The organism is Nitrospirae bacterium CG2_30_53_67, from assembly GCA_001873285.1.
Taxonomy (GTDB): Bacteria; CG2-30-53-67; CG2-30-53-67; order CG2-30-53-67; family CG2-30-53-67; genus CG2-30-53-67.
Genome location: MNYV01000125.1, coordinates 1 through 17,573, shown reverse-complemented (window position 1 = coordinate 17,573; position 17,573 = coordinate 1). Strand labels below are relative to the sequence as shown.

At 49.7% G+C, this 17,573-nt stretch carries 21 protein-coding genes; 11 read left to right on the top strand and 10 right to left on the bottom strand.

Annotated features, from left to right (window positions below; translation table 11 throughout):
- Positions 1 to 13 precede the first annotated feature (13 nt).
- Entirely contained in the window at positions 14 to 790 is a 777-nt protein-coding gene (locus AUK29_07895) for a hypothetical protein (GenBank protein OIP62728.1), read from the top strand.
- A 54-nt stretch (positions 791 to 844) separates the two neighbouring features.
- Here the strand turns inward: AUK29_07895 and AUK29_07890 are convergent, their stop codons facing one another.
- Positions 845 to 1,990, bottom strand: a complete 1,146-nt coding sequence (locus AUK29_07890; protein ID OIP62727.1) for a hypothetical protein — start codon at positions 1,988 to 1,990, stop codon at positions 845 to 847.
- Positions 1,991 to 2,083: 93 nt separating this feature from the next.
- On the opposite strand from AUK29_07890, the gene AUK29_07885 reads away from it, so the two are divergent.
- The 3 genes from AUK29_07885 to AUK29_07875 all read left to right on the top strand — a co-directional run bounded on the left by AUK29_07885 (position 2,084) and on the right by AUK29_07875 (position 4,874).
- Positions 2,084 to 2,275 carry a hypothetical protein gene (locus tag AUK29_07885; protein ID OIP62726.1) on the top strand — a complete coding sequence of 64 codons (192 nt, stop codon included), beginning with the start codon at positions 2,084 to 2,086 and terminating at the stop codon, positions 2,273 to 2,275.
- Positions 2,276 to 2,377: 102 nt separating this feature from the next.
- On the top strand, positions 2,378 to 4,396 hold the full coding sequence (locus AUK29_07880) for a hypothetical protein (GenBank protein ID OIP62725.1): 2,019 nt from the start codon (positions 2,378 to 2,380) through the stop codon (positions 4,394 to 4,396).
- Positions 4,397 to 4,478: 82 nt separating this feature from the next.
- Positions 4,479 to 4,874, top strand: a complete 396-nt coding sequence (locus AUK29_07875) for a hypothetical protein (GenBank protein ID OIP62724.1) — start codon at positions 4,479 to 4,481, stop codon at positions 4,872 to 4,874.
- A gap of 20 nt (positions 4,875 to 4,894) precedes the next feature.
- On the opposite strand, the gene AUK29_07870 is transcribed toward AUK29_07875, so the two are convergent.
- The 4 genes from AUK29_07870 to AUK29_07855 all read right to left on the bottom strand — a co-directional run bounded on the left by AUK29_07870 (position 4,895) and on the right by AUK29_07855 (position 7,974).
- Positions 4,895 to 5,557 carry a hypothetical protein gene (locus AUK29_07870; GenBank protein ID OIP62723.1) on the bottom strand — a complete coding sequence of 221 codons (663 nt, stop codon included), beginning with the start codon at positions 5,555 to 5,557 and terminating at the stop codon, positions 4,895 to 4,897.
- Positions 5,558 to 5,637: 80 nt separating this feature from the next.
- The gene (locus AUK29_07865; protein ID OIP62746.1) at positions 5,638 to 6,012 is read right to left on the bottom strand and encodes a hypothetical protein; all 375 of its coding nucleotides are present in this window, start codon (positions 6,010 to 6,012) and stop codon (positions 5,638 to 5,640) included.
- A 213-nt stretch (positions 6,013 to 6,225) separates the two neighbouring features.
- Positions 6,226 to 6,456, bottom strand: a complete 231-nt coding sequence (locus AUK29_07860) for a response regulator SirA (protein OIP62722.1) — start codon at positions 6,454 to 6,456, stop codon at positions 6,226 to 6,228.
- Positions 6,457 to 6,837: 381 nt separating this feature from the next.
- Positions 6,838 to 7,974, bottom strand: a complete 1,137-nt coding sequence (locus AUK29_07855) for a hypothetical protein (GenBank protein OIP62745.1) — start codon at positions 7,972 to 7,974, stop codon at positions 6,838 to 6,840.
- A gap of 277 nt (positions 7,975 to 8,251) precedes the next feature.
- On the opposite strand from AUK29_07855, the gene AUK29_07850 reads away from it, so the two are divergent.
- The gene (locus tag AUK29_07850) at positions 8,252 to 9,139 is read left to right on the top strand and encodes a UDP-3-O-[3-hydroxymyristoyl] N-acetylglucosamine deacetylase (GenBank protein ID OIP62744.1); all 888 of its coding nucleotides are present in this window, start codon (positions 8,252 to 8,254) and stop codon (positions 9,137 to 9,139) included.
- Positions 9,140 to 9,193: 54 nt separating this feature from the next.
- Here the strand turns inward: AUK29_07850 and AUK29_07845 are convergent, their stop codons facing one another.
- Positions 9,194 to 10,102: a hypothetical protein gene (locus AUK29_07845; protein ID OIP62721.1), complete on the bottom strand. Its 909-nt coding sequence runs from the start codon at positions 10,100 to 10,102 to the stop codon at positions 9,194 to 9,196.
- A gap of 3 nt (positions 10,103 to 10,105) precedes the next feature.
- Positions 10,106 to 10,579: a hypothetical protein gene (locus AUK29_07840; protein ID OIP62720.1), complete on the bottom strand. Its 474-nt coding sequence runs from the start codon at positions 10,577 to 10,579 to the stop codon at positions 10,106 to 10,108.
- A gap of 226 nt (positions 10,580 to 10,805) precedes the next feature.
- Here AUK29_07840 and AUK29_07835 point away from each other — a divergent pair, with 226 nt between their 5' ends.
- The 4 genes from AUK29_07835 to AUK29_07820 are packed head-to-tail and all read left to right on the top strand — an operon-like array spanning position 10,806 to position 12,299.
- The gene (locus tag AUK29_07835; GenBank protein ID OIP62743.1) at positions 10,806 to 11,108 is read left to right on the top strand and encodes a hypothetical protein; all 303 of its coding nucleotides are present in this window, start codon (positions 10,806 to 10,808) and stop codon (positions 11,106 to 11,108) included.
- A gap of 38 nt (positions 11,109 to 11,146) precedes the next feature.
- The gene (locus tag AUK29_07830; GenBank protein OIP62719.1) at positions 11,147 to 11,755 is read left to right on the top strand and encodes a hypothetical protein; all 609 of its coding nucleotides are present in this window, start codon (positions 11,147 to 11,149) and stop codon (positions 11,753 to 11,755) included.
- A 29-nt stretch (positions 11,756 to 11,784) separates the two neighbouring features.
- The gene (locus AUK29_07825) at positions 11,785 to 11,982 is read left to right on the top strand and encodes a Sec-independent protein translocase TatA (protein ID OIP62718.1); all 198 of its coding nucleotides are present in this window, start codon (positions 11,785 to 11,787) and stop codon (positions 11,980 to 11,982) included.
- 26 nt (positions 11,983 to 12,008) lie between these two features.
- Positions 12,009 to 12,299, top strand: coding sequence for a hypothetical protein (locus AUK29_07820; protein OIP62742.1), 291 nt, complete (start codon positions 12,009 to 12,011; stop codon positions 12,297 to 12,299).
- A 276-nt stretch (positions 12,300 to 12,575) separates the two neighbouring features.
- On the opposite strand, the gene AUK29_07815 is transcribed toward AUK29_07820, so the two are convergent.
- Together AUK29_07815 and AUK29_07810 are read right to left on the bottom strand one after the other, a co-directional pair.
- Positions 12,576 to 13,751 (bottom strand): hypothetical protein, encoded by a 1,176-nt coding sequence (locus AUK29_07815; GenBank protein ID OIP62717.1) that lies wholly within the window; start codon positions 13,749 to 13,751, stop codon positions 12,576 to 12,578.
- Positions 13,752 to 13,843: 92 nt separating this feature from the next.
- Positions 13,844 to 14,038, bottom strand: coding sequence for a hypothetical protein (locus AUK29_07810; GenBank protein ID OIP62716.1), 195 nt, complete (start codon positions 14,036 to 14,038; stop codon positions 13,844 to 13,846).
- A gap of 676 nt (positions 14,039 to 14,714) precedes the next feature.
- On the opposite strand from AUK29_07810, the gene AUK29_07805 reads away from it, so the two are divergent.
- The gene (locus AUK29_07805) at positions 14,715 to 15,149 is read left to right on the top strand and encodes a hypothetical protein (protein ID OIP62715.1); all 435 of its coding nucleotides are present in this window, start codon (positions 14,715 to 14,717) and stop codon (positions 15,147 to 15,149) included.
- 30 nt (positions 15,150 to 15,179) lie between these two features.
- Here the strand turns inward: AUK29_07805 and AUK29_07800 are convergent, their stop codons facing one another.
- A complete protein-coding gene (locus AUK29_07800) occupies positions 15,180 to 16,547 on the bottom strand; it encodes a peptidase (protein OIP62714.1) in 1,368 nt (455 codons plus the stop codon).
- 228 nt (positions 16,548 to 16,775) lie between these two features.
- Here AUK29_07800 and AUK29_07795 point away from each other — a divergent pair, with 228 nt between their 5' ends.
- Positions 16,776 to 17,351: a septum formation protein Maf gene (locus tag AUK29_07795; GenBank protein OIP62713.1), complete on the top strand. Its 576-nt coding sequence runs from the start codon at positions 16,776 to 16,778 to the stop codon at positions 17,349 to 17,351.
- Positions 17,352 to 17,573: the final 222 nt, after the last annotated feature.

Sequence of the window (17,573 nt, the reverse complement as noted above, 5' to 3'; positions counted from 1 at the left end):
CGGGGATTCCATCATGCTCTCCTGGGTCAGAGAATTTCTGAATCTGGTCTTGCCCGGCAAATGTCCCATATGCCATGTCGATTTAAACACCGAGGAAGGCGAGCCGCCTCCTTTTTGTAGTTCATGTTTACAGAAAATGATCCAGATCGCCGGGCATGGTTGTCCCACGTGCGGACGCCCCCTGCCGTCCCGGGAACTTCTTGAGATGAATCCTAAGTTTCGATGCGGCGTCTGCAGGCTCCGGCAGACTCATCTTGACGGCGCCAAGGCATGTTTTTATTTTGCCGGACCTGTCAGAGAGGCCATCCACCTTTTCAAATACCGTGGATACTGGAGGCTGGGGAGGGGGCTGGTCCGTGGAGCTGTGGACTGCATGAAAGAGGTCCCTTTTGAGGCCGACCTGATTCTGCCGGTTCCGCTCGATACCTTGCGCCTCCGCAGGCGGGGTTTTAATCAGGCCGTGGTTTTGGGGAGGGAGCTTTCTAAAGCAAAGGGAATCCCCATGGCGCTTGATCTTCTCGTCCGGACGAAACGGGTCCGGCCTCAGGTGGGTCTCAGGGGAAAAGAACGGCTTAAAAACATCAGAGGATGTTTTCATGTCACCAATCCGGAGAGGATCGAGGGCCGGAAGGTTTTACTGGTGGATGACGTCATGACCACAGGGGCTACAGCGAATGAATGTGCGCGACGCCTCAAGAAATCCGGCGTAAAAAGCGTTTTCCTCTTTGCAGTGGCCGGCGCCTTTCAACTTTCAGAAGAAGAATCGGGGAGAGATTTTCTATCGCGTTGAGGAATGCAAAGCCCGCCTTCGGTTTTGAAAGGCGGGCTTTGTAGAAGGGCTCCATTATTCCATATCATATTTCTTGATAGGAGGAATGGATTGGGGGGTATATTTGATATGGTCCCCCGGGTTGATTTCGTATAGCTCTTCCACGATCACGGCTGTCGATGTATTTTTCATGGCATTCAGAACCACCAGTTCTCCCATAATATCCACGGGAAAATCCTTGGCCTGGATCCCGGATAGAGCGGCATCCTTCGCACTGACCTGGGGCGGGGGCCCGGCACGATAGATGATGAACCGATCGCCGGGCGCCACGGAATTTTCGGCTCCCACATCGAGGTAAACCATGTCCCGCACCCCCAAATTGGACTTGCCGAGGGTATTCTGCACAATGACTCCTTGAATGCTCTTGTCTTCGGTACTGAGATTGTTCGGGCCGATCAAGGGCTGAGGATGATACGCCCGGACCATGTCCCCGACCATGATCGGATTGTAGGCCTTGATGATCCTGGCCGTGGATAGATTTTCCTGTAGGGATGTGATCTTTAAGATTCCTTGTACGGTGACCTGTTTGCCCATCTTATACCGGGTTTCGGGGTGTACCACGTCCTCCCCTACATGGACGGCCTGAAAGAGATCCCCATATTTGACCCCATCCCGTGAACCCAGGCTCAGATGAACCACGTCTCGGTATGTCAGCATTTCCTTCTCTTCCCAGGTAGAGACAATGACCCCCTCTCCTGCTTTCTCTCCTGATGGGAGGATGAACCCGGACGATTCGAAAAGGTCTCGTTCCACCAGGTATCCTCCCACGTAGGCCACCGGACCTTCAATCGCCGGTTCGGCTGGGGCCGGAACGGCTTGGGCCGGAATGGTTTTCTCCGGTGAGGGTTGGGCCGTGGTGGTTTGAGGATGCTCAGCCGCTCCCATGCGCCTAAGTTCTTCGGCGCTGGGAATTCGGACCTGATCCCCGGGATAGATCAGGTGAGGATTTTTAATTTGAGGATTGTATTGCCAGACTTTGGGCCAGAAAAAGGGGTTTACAAGATATTTTTCCGTTACGTCCCACAGGGTGTCCCCTTTGATGACGGAATGCGTCTCCCCTTCTGAACCGGAAACCGCTCCGGCCGAACCGATTCTGCCGGAAAGGAGATACAAAGATAGACTGAGAACAGTAAGCATGAGCATCTTGGAACCGATCTTCATGATCTCTCCTTTTTTGAAAGGCCGTGAACGGTAGTTATCTTATTAAAAAGTTTAAAATGTTTTATGTGTTTTGTCAAGAGACTTTATTTTTTAATGGGTTACAAAAATTATGATCTTGAGATCTCTTTAAATTTGCCGATTTCCATGCCGTTAAAAAAGATTGAAAGGGACAAGATTTTGATTTTTAAGATCCGGAGTCAGCCGATTCCGAAGGTTTTACTAAAGGTATGGATTCATATAACCGATACGATTCTTAAGATCTATGGGATTGACCGACAGCCATGAAGTTGAAAAACATATTTTTGTCTTGTTGTAAGACCATGGATTGATGGACTTGTCCATAGAAGGGATGGATTTTCACAAAAAACCCGGCATATTTTATCTGGTGTGATGATGCAAGAAAATGAGACCATCATTCCCTGGAACACGAAGATCCGGCAAAGCATCAAGACGCTGCTGGACCAGGTCGGTCATCTATCAGGGATTCCCCTGCAAATCCTTCATGTTCCGACGCATGAGATGCTATTGAATGCCGTTGCCTGTTCGCAGGATCTCTCTGCCTGCGCCTTTAAAACCAAGGAGGTCCGGATAGGGAGCGCGCTCATCCTGATCATCAAAGGTTTTTCAAAGGATGATTCAGAATCAGCAAATCTGGAGAACGCCCTTCAATTATTGTATGATGTTCTAAAAGGGCATTTACAGACCCAAGCGGAGATAGAGAGCCTCTCCATGGAGCTTCTGGAAAATTATCAAACCATGAACATGCTTTATCGGTTGTCCGAAGCCCTTGGGGATATCTATGATATCAAGCGCGTTTCATCCATTATCCTGGATCAGGCCGTTGCCATCACGCATGCTGAAAGAGGCTCGGTGCTTCTTCTGGATGAGGATGGGAAGCATCTGCAGGCGGAAGCTTCATACGGTTTTGTGTCTGATGAACTCCAGTCGCTTACCCTGGATCTCGCGGACACGCTCTGCGCCGAGATCCTGAAGACCGGCAGCCCTCTGATCGTGCATGATATCAAGCGTCACCCTGATCTTGCCATCTATTCAAAAGGCGTTTACAAGACCGGCTCCTTTATTTCCATACCGCTTTATACCATAAACGATCAGAAGGAAAAACGGCTCCTCGGCGTTCTGAACTTGTCGGACAAGGCGACTGAAGAATGCTTCAAGTCGAATGACCTCAAGCTGATCAGCGCGATGACCGCCCAGGCCTCTGTGTCCATTGCGAATGCCCAGTCCATGAAAAAGCTGAGAAAGTCCGAGGAAGAGTTGAAAATCACGCTGCATGAACTGATGTCCACCTACGAGAACCTGGAAAAACGAGCGGTGATCATCGATCAAATCAACAAGATCAGCCTGGCCATCAATGCCACACTCGATCTGGATAAGCTCTTTGAAAAGATCTGCCTCTATGCAAAAAATATGACGAATGCCGAGGATGCCGCCGTATACTACAAGGAAATCGCCGCCGAGGTCGGATCGCAAGAACAAAGCCGCCTCTCTTTTTTGGAAAACGGGAATAGCCGGGCATGGAAAAATCACGTTCCTTTTCCGGACATTCTGAAAGCGGGTAAAAAATTCTTAATGGACAAACCCGGCGCATTGACACATCTGCCTCTCAGAGACGGGAGGGTAGTCCCCATACGGAATCTTCTTGCCATTCCTTTCTTCCATAAAGGAGAAGCGATCGGCGTGATTGCCGTCGTCAACAAGATTTCTTCGGGAAATTTTTCCGATGAGGATGTGGAACTCCTTCATACCCTCGGTAACCAGGCCGCCATTGCCGTAGACAATGCAAAGCTCATTGAGGACCAGAAGACCCTGTTTTTAGATACGATCATAGCCCTGGCAGCCGCGGTGGATGCCAAGGATCCTTATACCCACAGCCATTCCAAGAATGTTTCCATCTACAGTAAGGCCATTGCAGATCAGATGCTTCTTCCCGAACACGAGATGGAAACTCTGGAGCTGGCCGCCATTCTTCATGATATTGGAAAGATCGCTATTCCGGAATCGATATTGAACAAACCGGGAAAGCTGACCAGAGAAGAATTCGAGATTATGAAGACCCATCCGGTCTGCGGCGTAAAGATCGTCGAGAACATCAAAGAGATGGAGGAAATCATACCCGGGATGAAACATCACCATGAACGATATGATGGGAAAGGGTACCCGGATGGTCTTCGGGAGGAGGAGATTCCATTATCGGCCAGAATATTGGCTGTAGCGGATACTTATGATGCCATGACATCGGACAGGCCCTACCGCAAGGGGCCGGGCCATGAGGCTGCCATGAGGGAGATCATGCGGTGCAGCGGGACCCAGTTGGCTCCGGATGTCGTGGAAGCCTTTTTGAGGTCATCCATCTGCAACAAGCCCTATGAAGTTGCCGTTAAATAACCGTTTGACATCCCTTTAAAAATACATTAAAGTGTTAGGGAAAGTTTATCCGTTTATCCGGATACGACGAGGCGCGGACTTCATGGAATTTCAAAACAGTGGTTTGAAGAAAAACGTAAAAATCATGATCGTAGATGATGAATTTTTCATCTCCAGGTCTTTGGCCTTCATGCTCGAGAAGGAAGGATACGAGTGTATCACAGCCAATGACGGGGATGAAGCGCTGAAACTCGTTGCGCAGGAAAAACCGGATATGATGTTTCTGGATATTAACATGCCGAATAAAAACGGTTATGAGGTTTGTGCCGAGATCAAAAAGAACCCAGCGACCCAAGACATCGTTGTGATTATGCTGACGGCAAAAGGACAGGTGGAATTTGAAGACAAAGGTTTTGACGCCGGCGCGGATGACTTTCTGCTCAAGCCTTATGATCCGAACCTGATCATCGCCATGATTGAGAAAAATTTGAAGAAATAGCCTCTTCCCACTGAATGGGTTCACGAACCTTCCGTCTCCTGATCGTCTTCACCCGCAATTTTTTTAAATCCGGAGATTTCTGTTTTTTCATAGGATCCAGGAAGGGGAAACTTGTTATTATCCACTTTAAAAACGATTCGCCCCCGCAGTTTTTTCCGACCGGGAGACTTTTTTTCTTGATCTTGAATTTTTCCCATGCCGTTTCGGCGTTTTTCATCTATTTTTGTGAGGACCTCGAAAAGGATCCGTCCGGTCTTCAAGGCAAGGGGCCCTTTGACCTTTGTGGGGAGTTTTCGGTCCGTGAATTCAAATCTCCCCCCTTCCCAGAGGAACAAATCAAAGAGGTTGTCCTTGATCAGCAAGATGACCTGTTCATAAAGCTCTTGATGCGAGATCAGGCCGCACTCCTCCAGAATTTCCGTCAGTTTCTTTCCAGTCCGCTCATTTTCCTCCAGGCAGCGTTCGAGATCTCCTGCACGGATCCGTTTCTTCCTGATCAAGAACTGTCCGATCTTTTCATTTTCCCTGGACGAGGAAACAAATAGGATCCGGCCCGACTGAAAGAAGACCTTCTTCCATTCTCCTTCGCGGACAAACTCAACGATTCCGGTCTGCGTGGCGGCCTCGATCCATTGCAAAAGATCGGTGACCGGCATGGTTTTGATATCACCGGAAAGGGCCATGGAGAGACTGTCCTTAAAGATAAAGATATGAAGGGTGATGTTGTCCTGTATAAGAGGGCATGCAAAACCGATGTGTGCTATTAAAAGGTCAAGATAATATCCGCTTCCAGGGTCATATCAAGAAGAGCGGCGGCTCCGATGATTTCCTCTACCTCGTCAATCAGGTTGTCCGGTTCAAGGTCATGGAGATCCAGACTCTGATGGCAGACCATTAATTTGACGCCGGCCGCGATGGCCTGATCCAGAAATGATTTCAGCGTGGTCCCTCCCTCCTTGACCGTGATTTTCTCCGCGGCTTTTTTTTCAACAATGGTCGCCCCATTGACCGTAAAAACAATGGTCGCATCCATGTTCATGGCCGCAGCGGTGGTTGCGATAAAAAAACCTGCCGGTATTCGTTCAGGTGTTTTAAGACCGCTGGTCTGAATAATCAAGAGCTTTGTCTGCTCTTTCATATCGGCTCCCAAAACGAGGCGATAGGACATCCTCCCGGCGCTTGCAGGAGCTTTATCAGTGAAGGAGGATCATAACGCTTTGCCGGGTCCTCAGTGTGAAGGATCAGCGAACCCTGTTGCCGTTCATCTCGCTCCTCCCCGACCCGGTTTGCGGAGCGAGGCCGGGGGGTCTGGTGGAACGGGGTTCAGTAAACACCTCTGGGAGAATCTTGCTTATGACTTCTTTAAATAGAATTTGAAAACGCCGCTTTCCTCAACCGTCTCGACCAAGGCATTTCCCGTTCTTTTGGCCCAGGCGGTGATATCGTTTTTGGATCCGGGATCTGTGGACAACATTTCCAGGATTTGGCCGCTGTTCATGGCATCCATGGCCTTCTTGGTTTGAAGAACGGGTAAAGGACAATTTAACCCTTTGCAGTCCAGTGTCTTATCAGCAGTCGGCATATCTTTTCCTCCTTGATGTAGTTAAATGGGGTTAAAATCTCAAGTTTGGAATATAAACTTTATTGTGGTTATTGTCAAATAAAATTTGATTGCATGCGTTTTTTAGCGTCCTCAAGAGGACGCTTTATCTCCTTGATCCTTTCTTCGGCACGGATCGCAACGGCTGCTTAGCGGCCCTATTCGTAAATACGGTCGCATTCGAGTGCCGTAGGGCGGCCTCATCTGCGTTCCGCTCCTTGCGGCGTACCACAGTGGGTACACCTCAGTCCCGCGCGGGGATGAGACCGCCCTACAACCCTCTACCGGTAAACCGAGTACAAGTCGGTACGTTGCCATATTTACGGACAGGACCACTTAGTACCCGGAAGACTCAAACGAGACTTACAAGGATCTTTTTTTGATCCGTTTCAACAGCCATCCTTGACGGGTCTTCATGGCTCCATGCGGGCATAGTTCCTGGCAGCAGAAGCATCGGATACAGCGTCGGGTATCAATTCTCAGGTGATCCCCTTCTATCTTGATGACCTGCTGAGGGCAGGCCTTGACACAGACCTCGCATTGTTTGCAGAGAGTGGGATCGGATTCCGGGTAGGCGCTCAGGCTGCTCTTCAGCATCTTCATCACAAAATCCGGGATCCTCCATTCCAGATCCGCCGATTCAGGCCATTTAAAATCCCGTATGCCGATCTTTCCGGCCTTTTCTCCGAGGATCTCAATTCGGTTGAGAGAAACCTCGCCCACGCCCAATTTTTTTGCAGAACGGAGGGTCGGGAGGCGGAGAGGATCCATTCCCATCAGATGCATGATGACGGCATCAAGGGCGACAGCATCGGCAGAAGCCGCCAAGAGGCCGATCGGCCTCGGAGTGCCGCTTCCAGGACCGTTTCCCTCCATCCCTACGATTCCATCCATCAAGGTGAGCGCTGGGGAAAGGGTGGTATAGATTTCTACGAGCATCTTTGCGAACGCATCCCGGTTGACCCCCGCCTTTAAATGCCATTGGGCCTTTCGTATCCCGATGACGCATCCAAACATGTTTTTGACACCGAGAGTCATCAGGACCTGCCCGTGGGTTTTGAGTTTGGGAAGATTGATGATGACATTCGCGTTCAGGGCCTCTTCCGCCAGTTCAAGAGGGAAACCACTTTTACCGGCCTTTCCCACCAGGACCGATTTTCTAAACTCTATAATTGGAACTTCAAGATCCCGGGCGATCTTGTCTATTCCGCAACGTACGGCATTTTTTTTCGCGCTTCCCAGCCCCGGACTATCCCCGATGACCGGCCGGCCTCCGGCCTTTAAGACTTGTTTTAAGACGGCCCGTACCACAGCCGGATGGGTGTTCACGGCCGACCCGCTCGGTTTTGGAGCCAGAAGGTTAGGCTTGATCAGCACCGAATCTCCGGGATGCACAAAAGCGCCGATCCCGCCCAAAAGATCAAGAAGGTTCCGGACGGATGTTTCAACGGCCGCTTCTTCGTAATCCTGACAGCTTGTCAGCGCTACCTGTGTTGTCATCATCATGATTTGTTTCAGGTATGTGCAAAAAAAGACACAGTATTTTTAAGATATTGAGTTTTAATTACCACATCACCCCGAATTTTATGTAAGGGCAATTGCCCTGAGAAGATTTATAACCGATTGTTTTTATTCGTAAAAAAAATTATCAACCCCTAAGGCCTTGTTTGGTACAGAACTTGCAAGTATTTATAAACTTAAATGCATACTTGTCTTTAAAAGGAGAAAGAGATTGAAATATCAGAGAACCATCGCCTCACCCATTGAATGTTCCGGTATGGGTCTTCATTCCGGCCGGAAAGTCCAGATCAAGATCCTTCCCGCTCACGCAAATACCGGCATTGTTTTTAAACGAACCGACATTCGTGATGAGGTGGAGATCCAGGCGCTCGCCAAGAATGTCGTGGATACCCGTCTGAATACCACGCTGGGTAAAAACCGTATCCAGATCAAGACGGCCGAACATCTTTTGGCTGCCTTTGCCGGCCTCGGGATTGACAATGCCGTGATTCAACTCGACTCCTCGGAAGTTCCCATCATGGATGGCAGCGCGGCATCCTATATTTATCTTTTGACATCCGCCGGAATCCGAAGGCAAAGCCATTTGCAGAAATTCATTAAGATTCGTGAGCCGATTGAGATCAAGGATGAAGACCGTTTTGCCGCGATCTATCCTTCGGATCTGACGGAGATTACCTATGAGATCGATTTTGAACACCCCATGCTGAAGAAACAGCGTTATTATTACCGGGCAAGCGAAGATACCTTTGTTCGTGAAATCGCCAGGGCCCGCACCTTCGGTTTCCTCAAAGAGGTGGAATATCTTCAGTCCATGGGATTCGCCAAGGGTGGTTCTCTTGACAATGCCATCGTGATCGGAGACTATCGGATCTTGAATCCTGAAGGCCTTCGTTATCCGGATGAGTTTGTCCGTCATAAGATTCTCGATTCTATTGGAGATCTGAGCCTGGTCGGATGTCCGATCATCGGGCATTTCCATGCTGTGAAGTCCGGACATGCCTTGAATGCCAGGCTGGTCCAGCAGATTCTTGACCATCCGCAAAAGTGGGATTATGTCACCCGCAGGGAAGAACTTTATCCCATGGTCCCGGTCCTCGAAAAGTCCGGCCTTCCGGCCGGCGGTTTTGTCGAGGCCACGGCATGATCCCATTCCGGCGCTCTTGATCACAGAGACCCGAGGCCGGGAACCCGCTTCTTTTTAAAAGCCTGCGCCTTCTTTTACAGCAAGCAATGGAAATCGGGTTTTTAGATTCTGAATGAAATCCATCCTTGCCTTCCGGTTGAATTTGTGTGCGTCATTTACGGCGCCGAAGATCCCTCCGGTGTACCATCCGGTCTCAAAAAATCCGAGAATCGTTCCGGCTGCTTCGCTCCCCCGGTCAAAGAGCTCAAAAGCGGCCCAGATAAAAGATCCGTTCAGGACGAATGACGTCATTCCTTCAGTCCATCGTCCCGTATAGATCTGGCCGGCCCCGGGGAGGACGGCGGAGAATATTCCTGCAAGAAGAGGAGACTTGACCGGAGGGGCCATGCCGGATGCCATCTCTTTGGATAAGGCTTGGGCAGCGGGATATTGGGGGCTCTTTTCGCTGACGCCGGAAAAAACACCGGCGGCGCGATCAAGCTTCTCAAGGTAAATGAGAGACCACCCCAGGTATAGGCGCGCCGGATCCATGCGGGTGGAGTCCGGATAGTTTTTTATAAAATCCGAAAAGGCCCTGTCCGCATCTTCGTATCGTCCGTCCGTGTAGTAGGCAATCCCGATTTCATAGTAAGCCCTTTCTGATACGGGGGTTCCAGGATAATTTTTATAAATCCGCTGAAACTGTTCCACAGCCAGATCGGTCTTTCCTCCGCTTTCATAGGCGATGGCGATATTTAGAAGGCATAGAGAGGCCCGTTCATCATCCGGGTAATAAGACAAGAACCGTTTGTATTCGGTAATGGCCCGGTAATAATCCTTTTCTTCCATGAGACTCCCTGCAAAAGCGATGAGGCGGTCTGCTTCGAGAGAACCGGAAGGATCGGCATGGGCGGAGAGGACCGTATAAAAACTGATAAGAATCAAGATGACTGAAAAAACGAACTTACGGGTTTTCGGTTCCATCACCTACTCCCCGGTTCGGCGCGATTCAGGAGGGTCGTGACGGACCGCTTCGGCAAACCAGAAATCATTATTCTCGATCGGATCGTAAAACCGGGATCTCATGCCATCCCGGAGAACAGGGACAAACCGCTGTTCTTCATATTCATGCACGATCCGGTCCGCACTCATCATGAACCCCAGGGAAGCTCCATGCTTTTGCAGGGCCTGGATACTGTAATGTGAGCACGTCGGGGCCATGGAACACCGGTCTCCGTCAACCGGAGAAATGTACTGCTGGAAAACGTGAACAGCCCCGCCCAGGAAGCGAACGAAAGGATTCCAGGCGTCCGGTTCTGTTTTTTCATCACAGGGCGATCCCTCTCCGATAACAGGGGCTTCTTTATTTTCCGACCAGGGACCCCAGTTGATCGTGGCAGAATAAGAAGGGATGGTCACGGAAAGAAGCGCGAATATGACGCCGAACCCAAGGGGATTCATATTTCTCCTCAAAAAGCGGATTCAGAATAACAGAGGGAGAAAGAGGTGTCAAGAGATGAGGCGCTGCAGCATTGAAATGGCATTGACAATTATAAAGAAAATTGCTATCTTTCACAGAACCGGCAAGGGTGCTGTTTGCAATATAACCTGCTGATTTGGGAGAGAGAGCATGCGTGTAAAACTTAGAAATATGACCGCCTTGATTTTACTGATCTCCTTTCTCACCATGGGTTGCGAAGCCCTCTTAATCGGAGGCGCGGCTACGGCAGGTTATAAGATGGGGACGGATCAGAAAACCATACCGGAGGCGTTCGATGATTCCTTGATTACTGCATCCATCAAGACAAGACTCTTGCAGGATCCATATATACGCGCCTTGAATATCGATGTGGATACCAACCTCGGGGAGGTTACCCTTTCCGGCTATGTCCGTTCCCAGGATGAGATCGACAGGGCCATGACCATTGCCAGGGGTGTGAGCGGAGTGAAGGGAGTCACGTCGCTTCTTAAGGTGAGGGAGATGAAGTAACGCCCATGCAGGGCTGTTTCTGACGATGGAGAAAACATTTGGCGGGCATCATTCTTTCCGGAGGTGAAAACAGAAGGATGGGCTGGAACAAGGCCTTCCTGACATGCAAGGGGAGAATGTTCATATGGGCCGTCATAGAGGCGTTGGCTCCTCTCTTTAATGAACTGATGATTGTCACCAGAGAACCCGATCTTTATTCCGGCTTCCCTGTACGAACGGTGGTGGATTTTCTGCCTGAGCGGGGGCCTCTCACAGGAATTTTTACAGGAGTTGCGGCTGCCAAAGATGAAATAAATTTTTGTGCGGCATGCGATATGCCCCTGATACGAAGAGATTTGGTTCAATATATGATGAATCTGGCCCATGGATATGATGCGGTTATACCGGTCATCCATGATGAGAAAAGGGGGCCAGGATCCCGGATCCATCCGTTGCATGCCGTTTATAAAAAGGATTGCCTGTCCGCCATGGAGCGGCATCTGAGGCAGGGGAGACGGAGCCTGCACGAGTTGGTGAGTTCCCTTCATGTGAGGTATATTGCGGAAAAGGAGATGGTCCGATTTGACCCTGAACTTCGTTCAATTCGGAATATCAATACACCGGACGAGTACCAGGCCCTGAAATTGGAGTTTTCCGAAACCCATTAAAGAGGGCAGCAGCCTCCAAGGAGCGACATATGTTCGGATTGGGATGGATGGAGCTCTTGATCATCCTTGTCATCGTATTGGTTCTTTTCGGCGCAGGGAAGCTTCCTGAGATCGGGACCAGCATAGGAAAAGGGATCAAGAATTTTAAAAAAGCCACCAAAGGCGAAGATGAAATCGATGTGACCCCGGAGAAAGAAAAAAAGATTGAGACTGAGAATAAGAAATAGTTCCGAGGATCTTTTTTTAAATGATCATGGCTTCTGCAAAAAAACAACGAGTAAGATTGCTTATTCATGGCAGGGTTCAAGGAGTCTTTTTCCGGGCCGGCACACAAGAGGAAGCCGTTCGATGCAGCCTGACAGGATGGGTCAGGAATCTTGCCGATGGGAGCGTGGAGGTCCTGGCTGAAGGGGATGGAGAGACCCTTTATGAGTTTACAAAATGGTGTCGGAAGGGTCCTCCTTATGCCGAAGTGAACCATGTTGACATGTCTGAAGAACCCTATACCGGAGAATTTAAAACTTTTCGGATTCTACATGGATAGGGGATTGAAACCTGATGGAGGGTGAGTTGGCATCCAAGACCCGTAAGAGAAAGATTAAAACAGCCAAGAAAAGGGCCAAAATGGATCGGAATAAATCCGATATGGTGACCCTGGCGTCAAAGAGAAGAAACCGGAAGAAGTAAATCCTTCTAATGGGTCCTGTTCGTCCATAAGGTGTATGGCGATTGAATGCCGCCGTATTGAAAAATAGGGCCGTTAAGAGAAACCGGCCCCTTCGGCAAGTTCAGGGCTGTGAGCCGGTCGAACCGGATACGTTCAGGCAAGACGCGGCAGAGGAGAAGGGTTCTCTTGGACATCCGGCACAGGATGTCCGGTTCTGACGCATCGGCGGTAGTCCTTCCAATTTATAGGCTTTTCGGTCCAGTGACGCAGGGCCCAGACCATAAGTGATAAGATCATCTCATCCATCTTTGGATCTCCTGACGGCAGGATATCCACAAACATTCCATCGGAAGATCGTGACTTAAAAATCTCATAGAGAATGCTTTTACAGAACTTGTATCGCGTAGCCTTTGTGATATCGAAAGGGATCGGCCTGGCAAAAAGCTGATCGTAGAGAATATGAATTCGGCGCCGGTTCCTGCTCGCGGATTGCCTCAATGACCGCAGGATATATTTTTTCTCTTCTTCCGTTCGAAATTCCTTGTTAAAAAGCCTGTCCACGCAGCCGAAAAAGAGAAGACAATATTTTCGAAATTTGTAATCTTTTGCCGTGGTTTCAGCGGTGCCGTGATGCATCTCCTCGAACCACTGGACAACAGGGAGCCGGTCCACCAATTTATGCAGGATCTTTTTAGGCGGCAAGGGCCTTTGGATTCCGTATTTCTTAAGCTTCTTTCTCAAGGTTTGGCTGCTCATGCCGAGCCTCTCTGCCGCCTCTCCGATTTTTTCCGGACATTCGAGCACGGCATCCTCGATCCATCTCCTTTGCAGCGCTTTCTCAATGATCCCAAAGCGCGGGAAGATCCTGAGACGCAGATCTGCAGACGTTGTCAGGAGAGACTCAGCCGCGGCCTTGCGGCTGCATTTTTTCTCCAGATAGATTTGGATCAGCGCCTCGCGGATCTTTTCTCTGGACCAGAGTCCGTTAAGATCAGGGGATTCGGCGGATCGGGCAGGCCTGTGAAGATTCGGAGGGTCTCTTTTTTCCCGCAGCGCTTTTACGAGTTGATTCGCAGATGAGTAGAACCGGATCGTATTGATCATCACGTTTTGAAAATCTTCCCGATCCCATGTCACTTTGTGGATCTCAAGGTCCAGCCTTTGGGCGATCGAGAGCAGGAGTTCCGAGATATGATCCTCAGAAAGGGGTCTTAGTATATCCATGAGCATCGAGGCGGCGGAAGGAATCTTTGAAACCGCCTCCACAAGCCTCGAAAGGGAGCGCCTTTTTTGTGATTTTGTGCCGTCGAGATAATCATTCAATATCAACCAAAAACCGAGAGGTGAATGCATACCGCAGCCTCAATGAATGATCTTTATTCAGACTTTGTTTTTCAAATATCCGCCTTGGAAATTTCTTCTCAATCTTCAGGCCCATGAGACTGTGCGCTGAGGTATTCCTGCAACTGGCGGTACGCCTCGATTCTGACAGAATCAAAAAGCGCACAGTATGATTCGATGTCAGGCCGGATTCGTATTAAGACCTCAAGAATGAAAACCGCCTCTTCTCCTGAACAGTTCAGATTGTGAAACACGCAGTCACGGCATTCCATCATCTTTCACCTGCTCTCCTTTCTTGATTCAACGCTCAAGATCATTCAAAATGTTCCGATAAGTCAGGATGTATCTAATGGATTATGCGGGAAAATCACGGCCTGACGATGGTTAACAATATATATCCAATTATACTTTTATGGAGTTATATTGTCAACCATTTATTGTTCATCTATTGGGGTTTTCATATTCCGTGAGTTTCTTTAATGTTATATTAATTTTGGATCATCTCCAAAAGAGTGGGTGAAAACATAAGGGGTCAAGGGGTCAAGGATTCCAGGGGTCAAGTGAAGTGCTAAAACATAAAAGGCCGAGGGTCCTCGTGTCGTGTCACGTGTAAAATGACGTATCCCATTTTCCCTCTCACCTCAGTCCTCTCCCCAAGGGAAGGACGTTCAAACAACCCTTCTCCCCTATGGGGAGAAGGTTAGGATGAGGGGGTGACACCAAAAGGCACTGCAAGGTTGACGCGACACTAGGGGTTAAGGGTGCCGGTGTTTTTCTCTGGAGATTTTGCTTGCGTTTCAGTATTTCACCCCGTTAGAGAGCTCGTCTCTCTAACGGGGTTCACTTGAACCCTTGAACCCTGGAATCCTCGAACCCTTTTTACCCACTACATGGGAGAAGAGCCTTAATTTTTAAATCAAATCAATGAATTTTAATGGAAAAAATTGCTCGATGAAAAATCTGGGAGATATCATCAAGGAGGCCATACGACGCAGTCCGAAGATGTCACTCCGTAAACTTGAGATCCTGTCAGGCGTGACCCGAGCCGAGATCTCCCTGATCATCCACAAGAAAAGAAAACGCCCAACCCCGCAGGTCCTAAGAAAGCTGGCCTTGCCGTTAAAATTGGACTACACCTACCTGTACACATTGACCGGGTATCTGGATGAAGAGGATTACCGAAGACTCGCTGATTTGAGAGAAGGCGCGCAACCCCTCCCCGGCTCGCTTCATGAGAGCATCCCCGGTTATACGAGACTCAGCCGGAAGAAAGAAGAACTCATTCAGATCATTGAGGATCTTCCGGACCGGGAAATCGCCGGGGTGATGGACTATATCAAACTGATCCGGCTCAAGGTTCAAGAGCAAAAAAGAGAGAAGGGATAAACCGGTTCTTTCAGGATCCGGATCCCTCAGCTAAATAATCCGGCTGATCCGTTCAAAGTAGTGTGCAAAGGTTCGCATCCCTCCCGTGACCTGAGTCCATTCAAAATATTCATTAGGCGCATGATACCCGTGTTCCGGGAGAGAGAGTCCTAAGAAAATAACAGGGATTTTAAAAATTTTATTTAGGTTCACCACGGCCCCGATGGATCCTCCTTCCCGGATCAAGGCGGGTTTTTTCTGAAATCCGAATTGCATGGCATCAGAAGCCGCTTGAAGGTGCTCTCCATCTGCGGGGGAAAGATAGGGATCGAGAAAGGCTTCAGGACGGACATGGATGTCAGGATTCTCACCCTTTACGAAAGCTCGAAACTGAGAGAAGATTTTTCCCGGGTCTTGTCCCGGGACCAGCCTCATGCTGATTTTGGCCTCTGCCTTTTGAGGGATCACGGTCTTGATCCCTTTCCCGGTGTATCCGCCTGCAATGCCGTGAACCTCGAAGGTCGGCCTCAACCAGATGGCGTTTAGAACCTGTGCGGTCTTCTCAAAACGGATCTTCTTTAATCCATGCGCCTTCTTGAAGCCGGAAATCCTGAAGCCGACCCCCTCGAAGTTTCGCCGTTCTTTCTTGCCTGGAGGCAGCATGTCGTCATAAAATCCGGGGATCTTCACTCGGCCCGTCACAGGATCATAACACGCTGTGATCAGCCTGCAAAGCTCTCCGATGGGGTTCCTGGCCGCGCCTCCGGCCAATCCTGAATGAACATCCCGGCTGCCGGTTTCAAGAAAAAGGCTTGCGGTCAGGAGTCCCCGGATGCCGTATGGGATGGCGGGTTTGTTTCGTAAGACCCAGACGGTATCTGAAACCATGATCGAATGGGCCTGGAGAAGGGTTTTCCTTGATCGGATGGCTTTTTCAAAATTCGGGCTTCCGATCTCCTCTTCAAATTCCCAGACAAAACGGAAATTCAGGGGAACCCCTTGTTTCAGAGCGTATGCTGCAGCAAAAAGGGCGGTTAAGGCCGGGCCTTTGTCGTCGGTCGTGCCCCGTCCGCCGTATCGGCCGGCATGGATCGTCAATTTGAATGGGTCCTGGTCCCACTGCGATGGATCCGCAGGCTGCACGTCCAGATGGTTATAAATAAGAACCGTCCGATGTTTTTTATTCGTACCCATGGTCCCGATCACCACAGGATGGCCGGGTGTCCATAAAACTTCCGCATGAATGCCGAACGATTTCAGGATTCCCGCCGTCAAAACCGCGGCCTTCCGGATATTTTGCTTGCATGCCGGGTCGGAACTGACTGTAGGGATTTCCACCAAACGTTCTAAACTCTTTTCATACGGTTCCTTCACGGAACGGATATGTTCGTCCAACCTTTTTTCGTTGATTAAAGGCATGAATTTATAGTCCCTGTAAAAAGGGTATGGAGCAGGATTGAAGACCCATGCGCCAACCCGTAATATGGATCATGCGTTGAAGAAAAGATAACATATTTCCCCATGAGATTCATCCCATAAAATAAAAAAAAGAAAATCCATTGATTTGATGTCGCACTTTTATTATTCTGAGAGCTCGGTGTGTGAATGGGAAAGAAAATTTATTGGTTTGTCAATTAAAGGATACTGATGAAAAGACTGATCCTGGCTTCCGCGTCTCCGCGTCGTCGAGATCTGCTCGCAGAGGTGGGACTGCGTTTTGAGGTGATTCCCAGCTCCGTTGAGGAAGAGCATCAAGACGGCTTATCGCCTCTTGAGGTTGCACGGACCCTGGCCGGGGAAAAGGCGGCTGACGTGGCTTCCCGGCTTACGTCCGGGATCGTCATCGGAGCGGATACCATCGTTGTCTTGGACGGGGAGATTCTCGGCAAGCCCAAGGATCCGGAAGATGCATTCCAAATGCTGCGCAGACTTTCCGGAAGGTCCCATGAGGTCATCACGGCGCTGGTCCTGATCGAAGCAGAAAGCGGCAAGATGATGACCGGCCAAGAGACCACGCGGGTCTTCTTCAAAGAGATGACCGACCGGGAGATCTCGGCTTACATCTCGACCGGTGAACCCATGGACAAGGCCGGCGCCTACGGAATCCAGGGGAAGGGGATGCTCTTGGTACGAAGGATCCAAGGCTGCTATACCAACGTGGTTGGTCTTCCCATGATGAAGCTCACCGAGATGCTTTCTGAGATGGGAGTAAGGATCCTCTGATTCTAAGTGGCCCTATTCGTAAATACGGTCGCATTCGAGTGCCGTAGGGCGGTCTCTTCAGCGTTCCGCTCCTTGCGGCGTACCACAGGGGTACACCTCAGTCGCGCGCCTTGATGAGACCGCCCTACGACCCTCTCGGTACGTTACCATATTTACGAACAGGACCACTAAGGATGAACCAGAACATTATCAATCAGCCGGGTCCGGCCGACAAAGACCGCC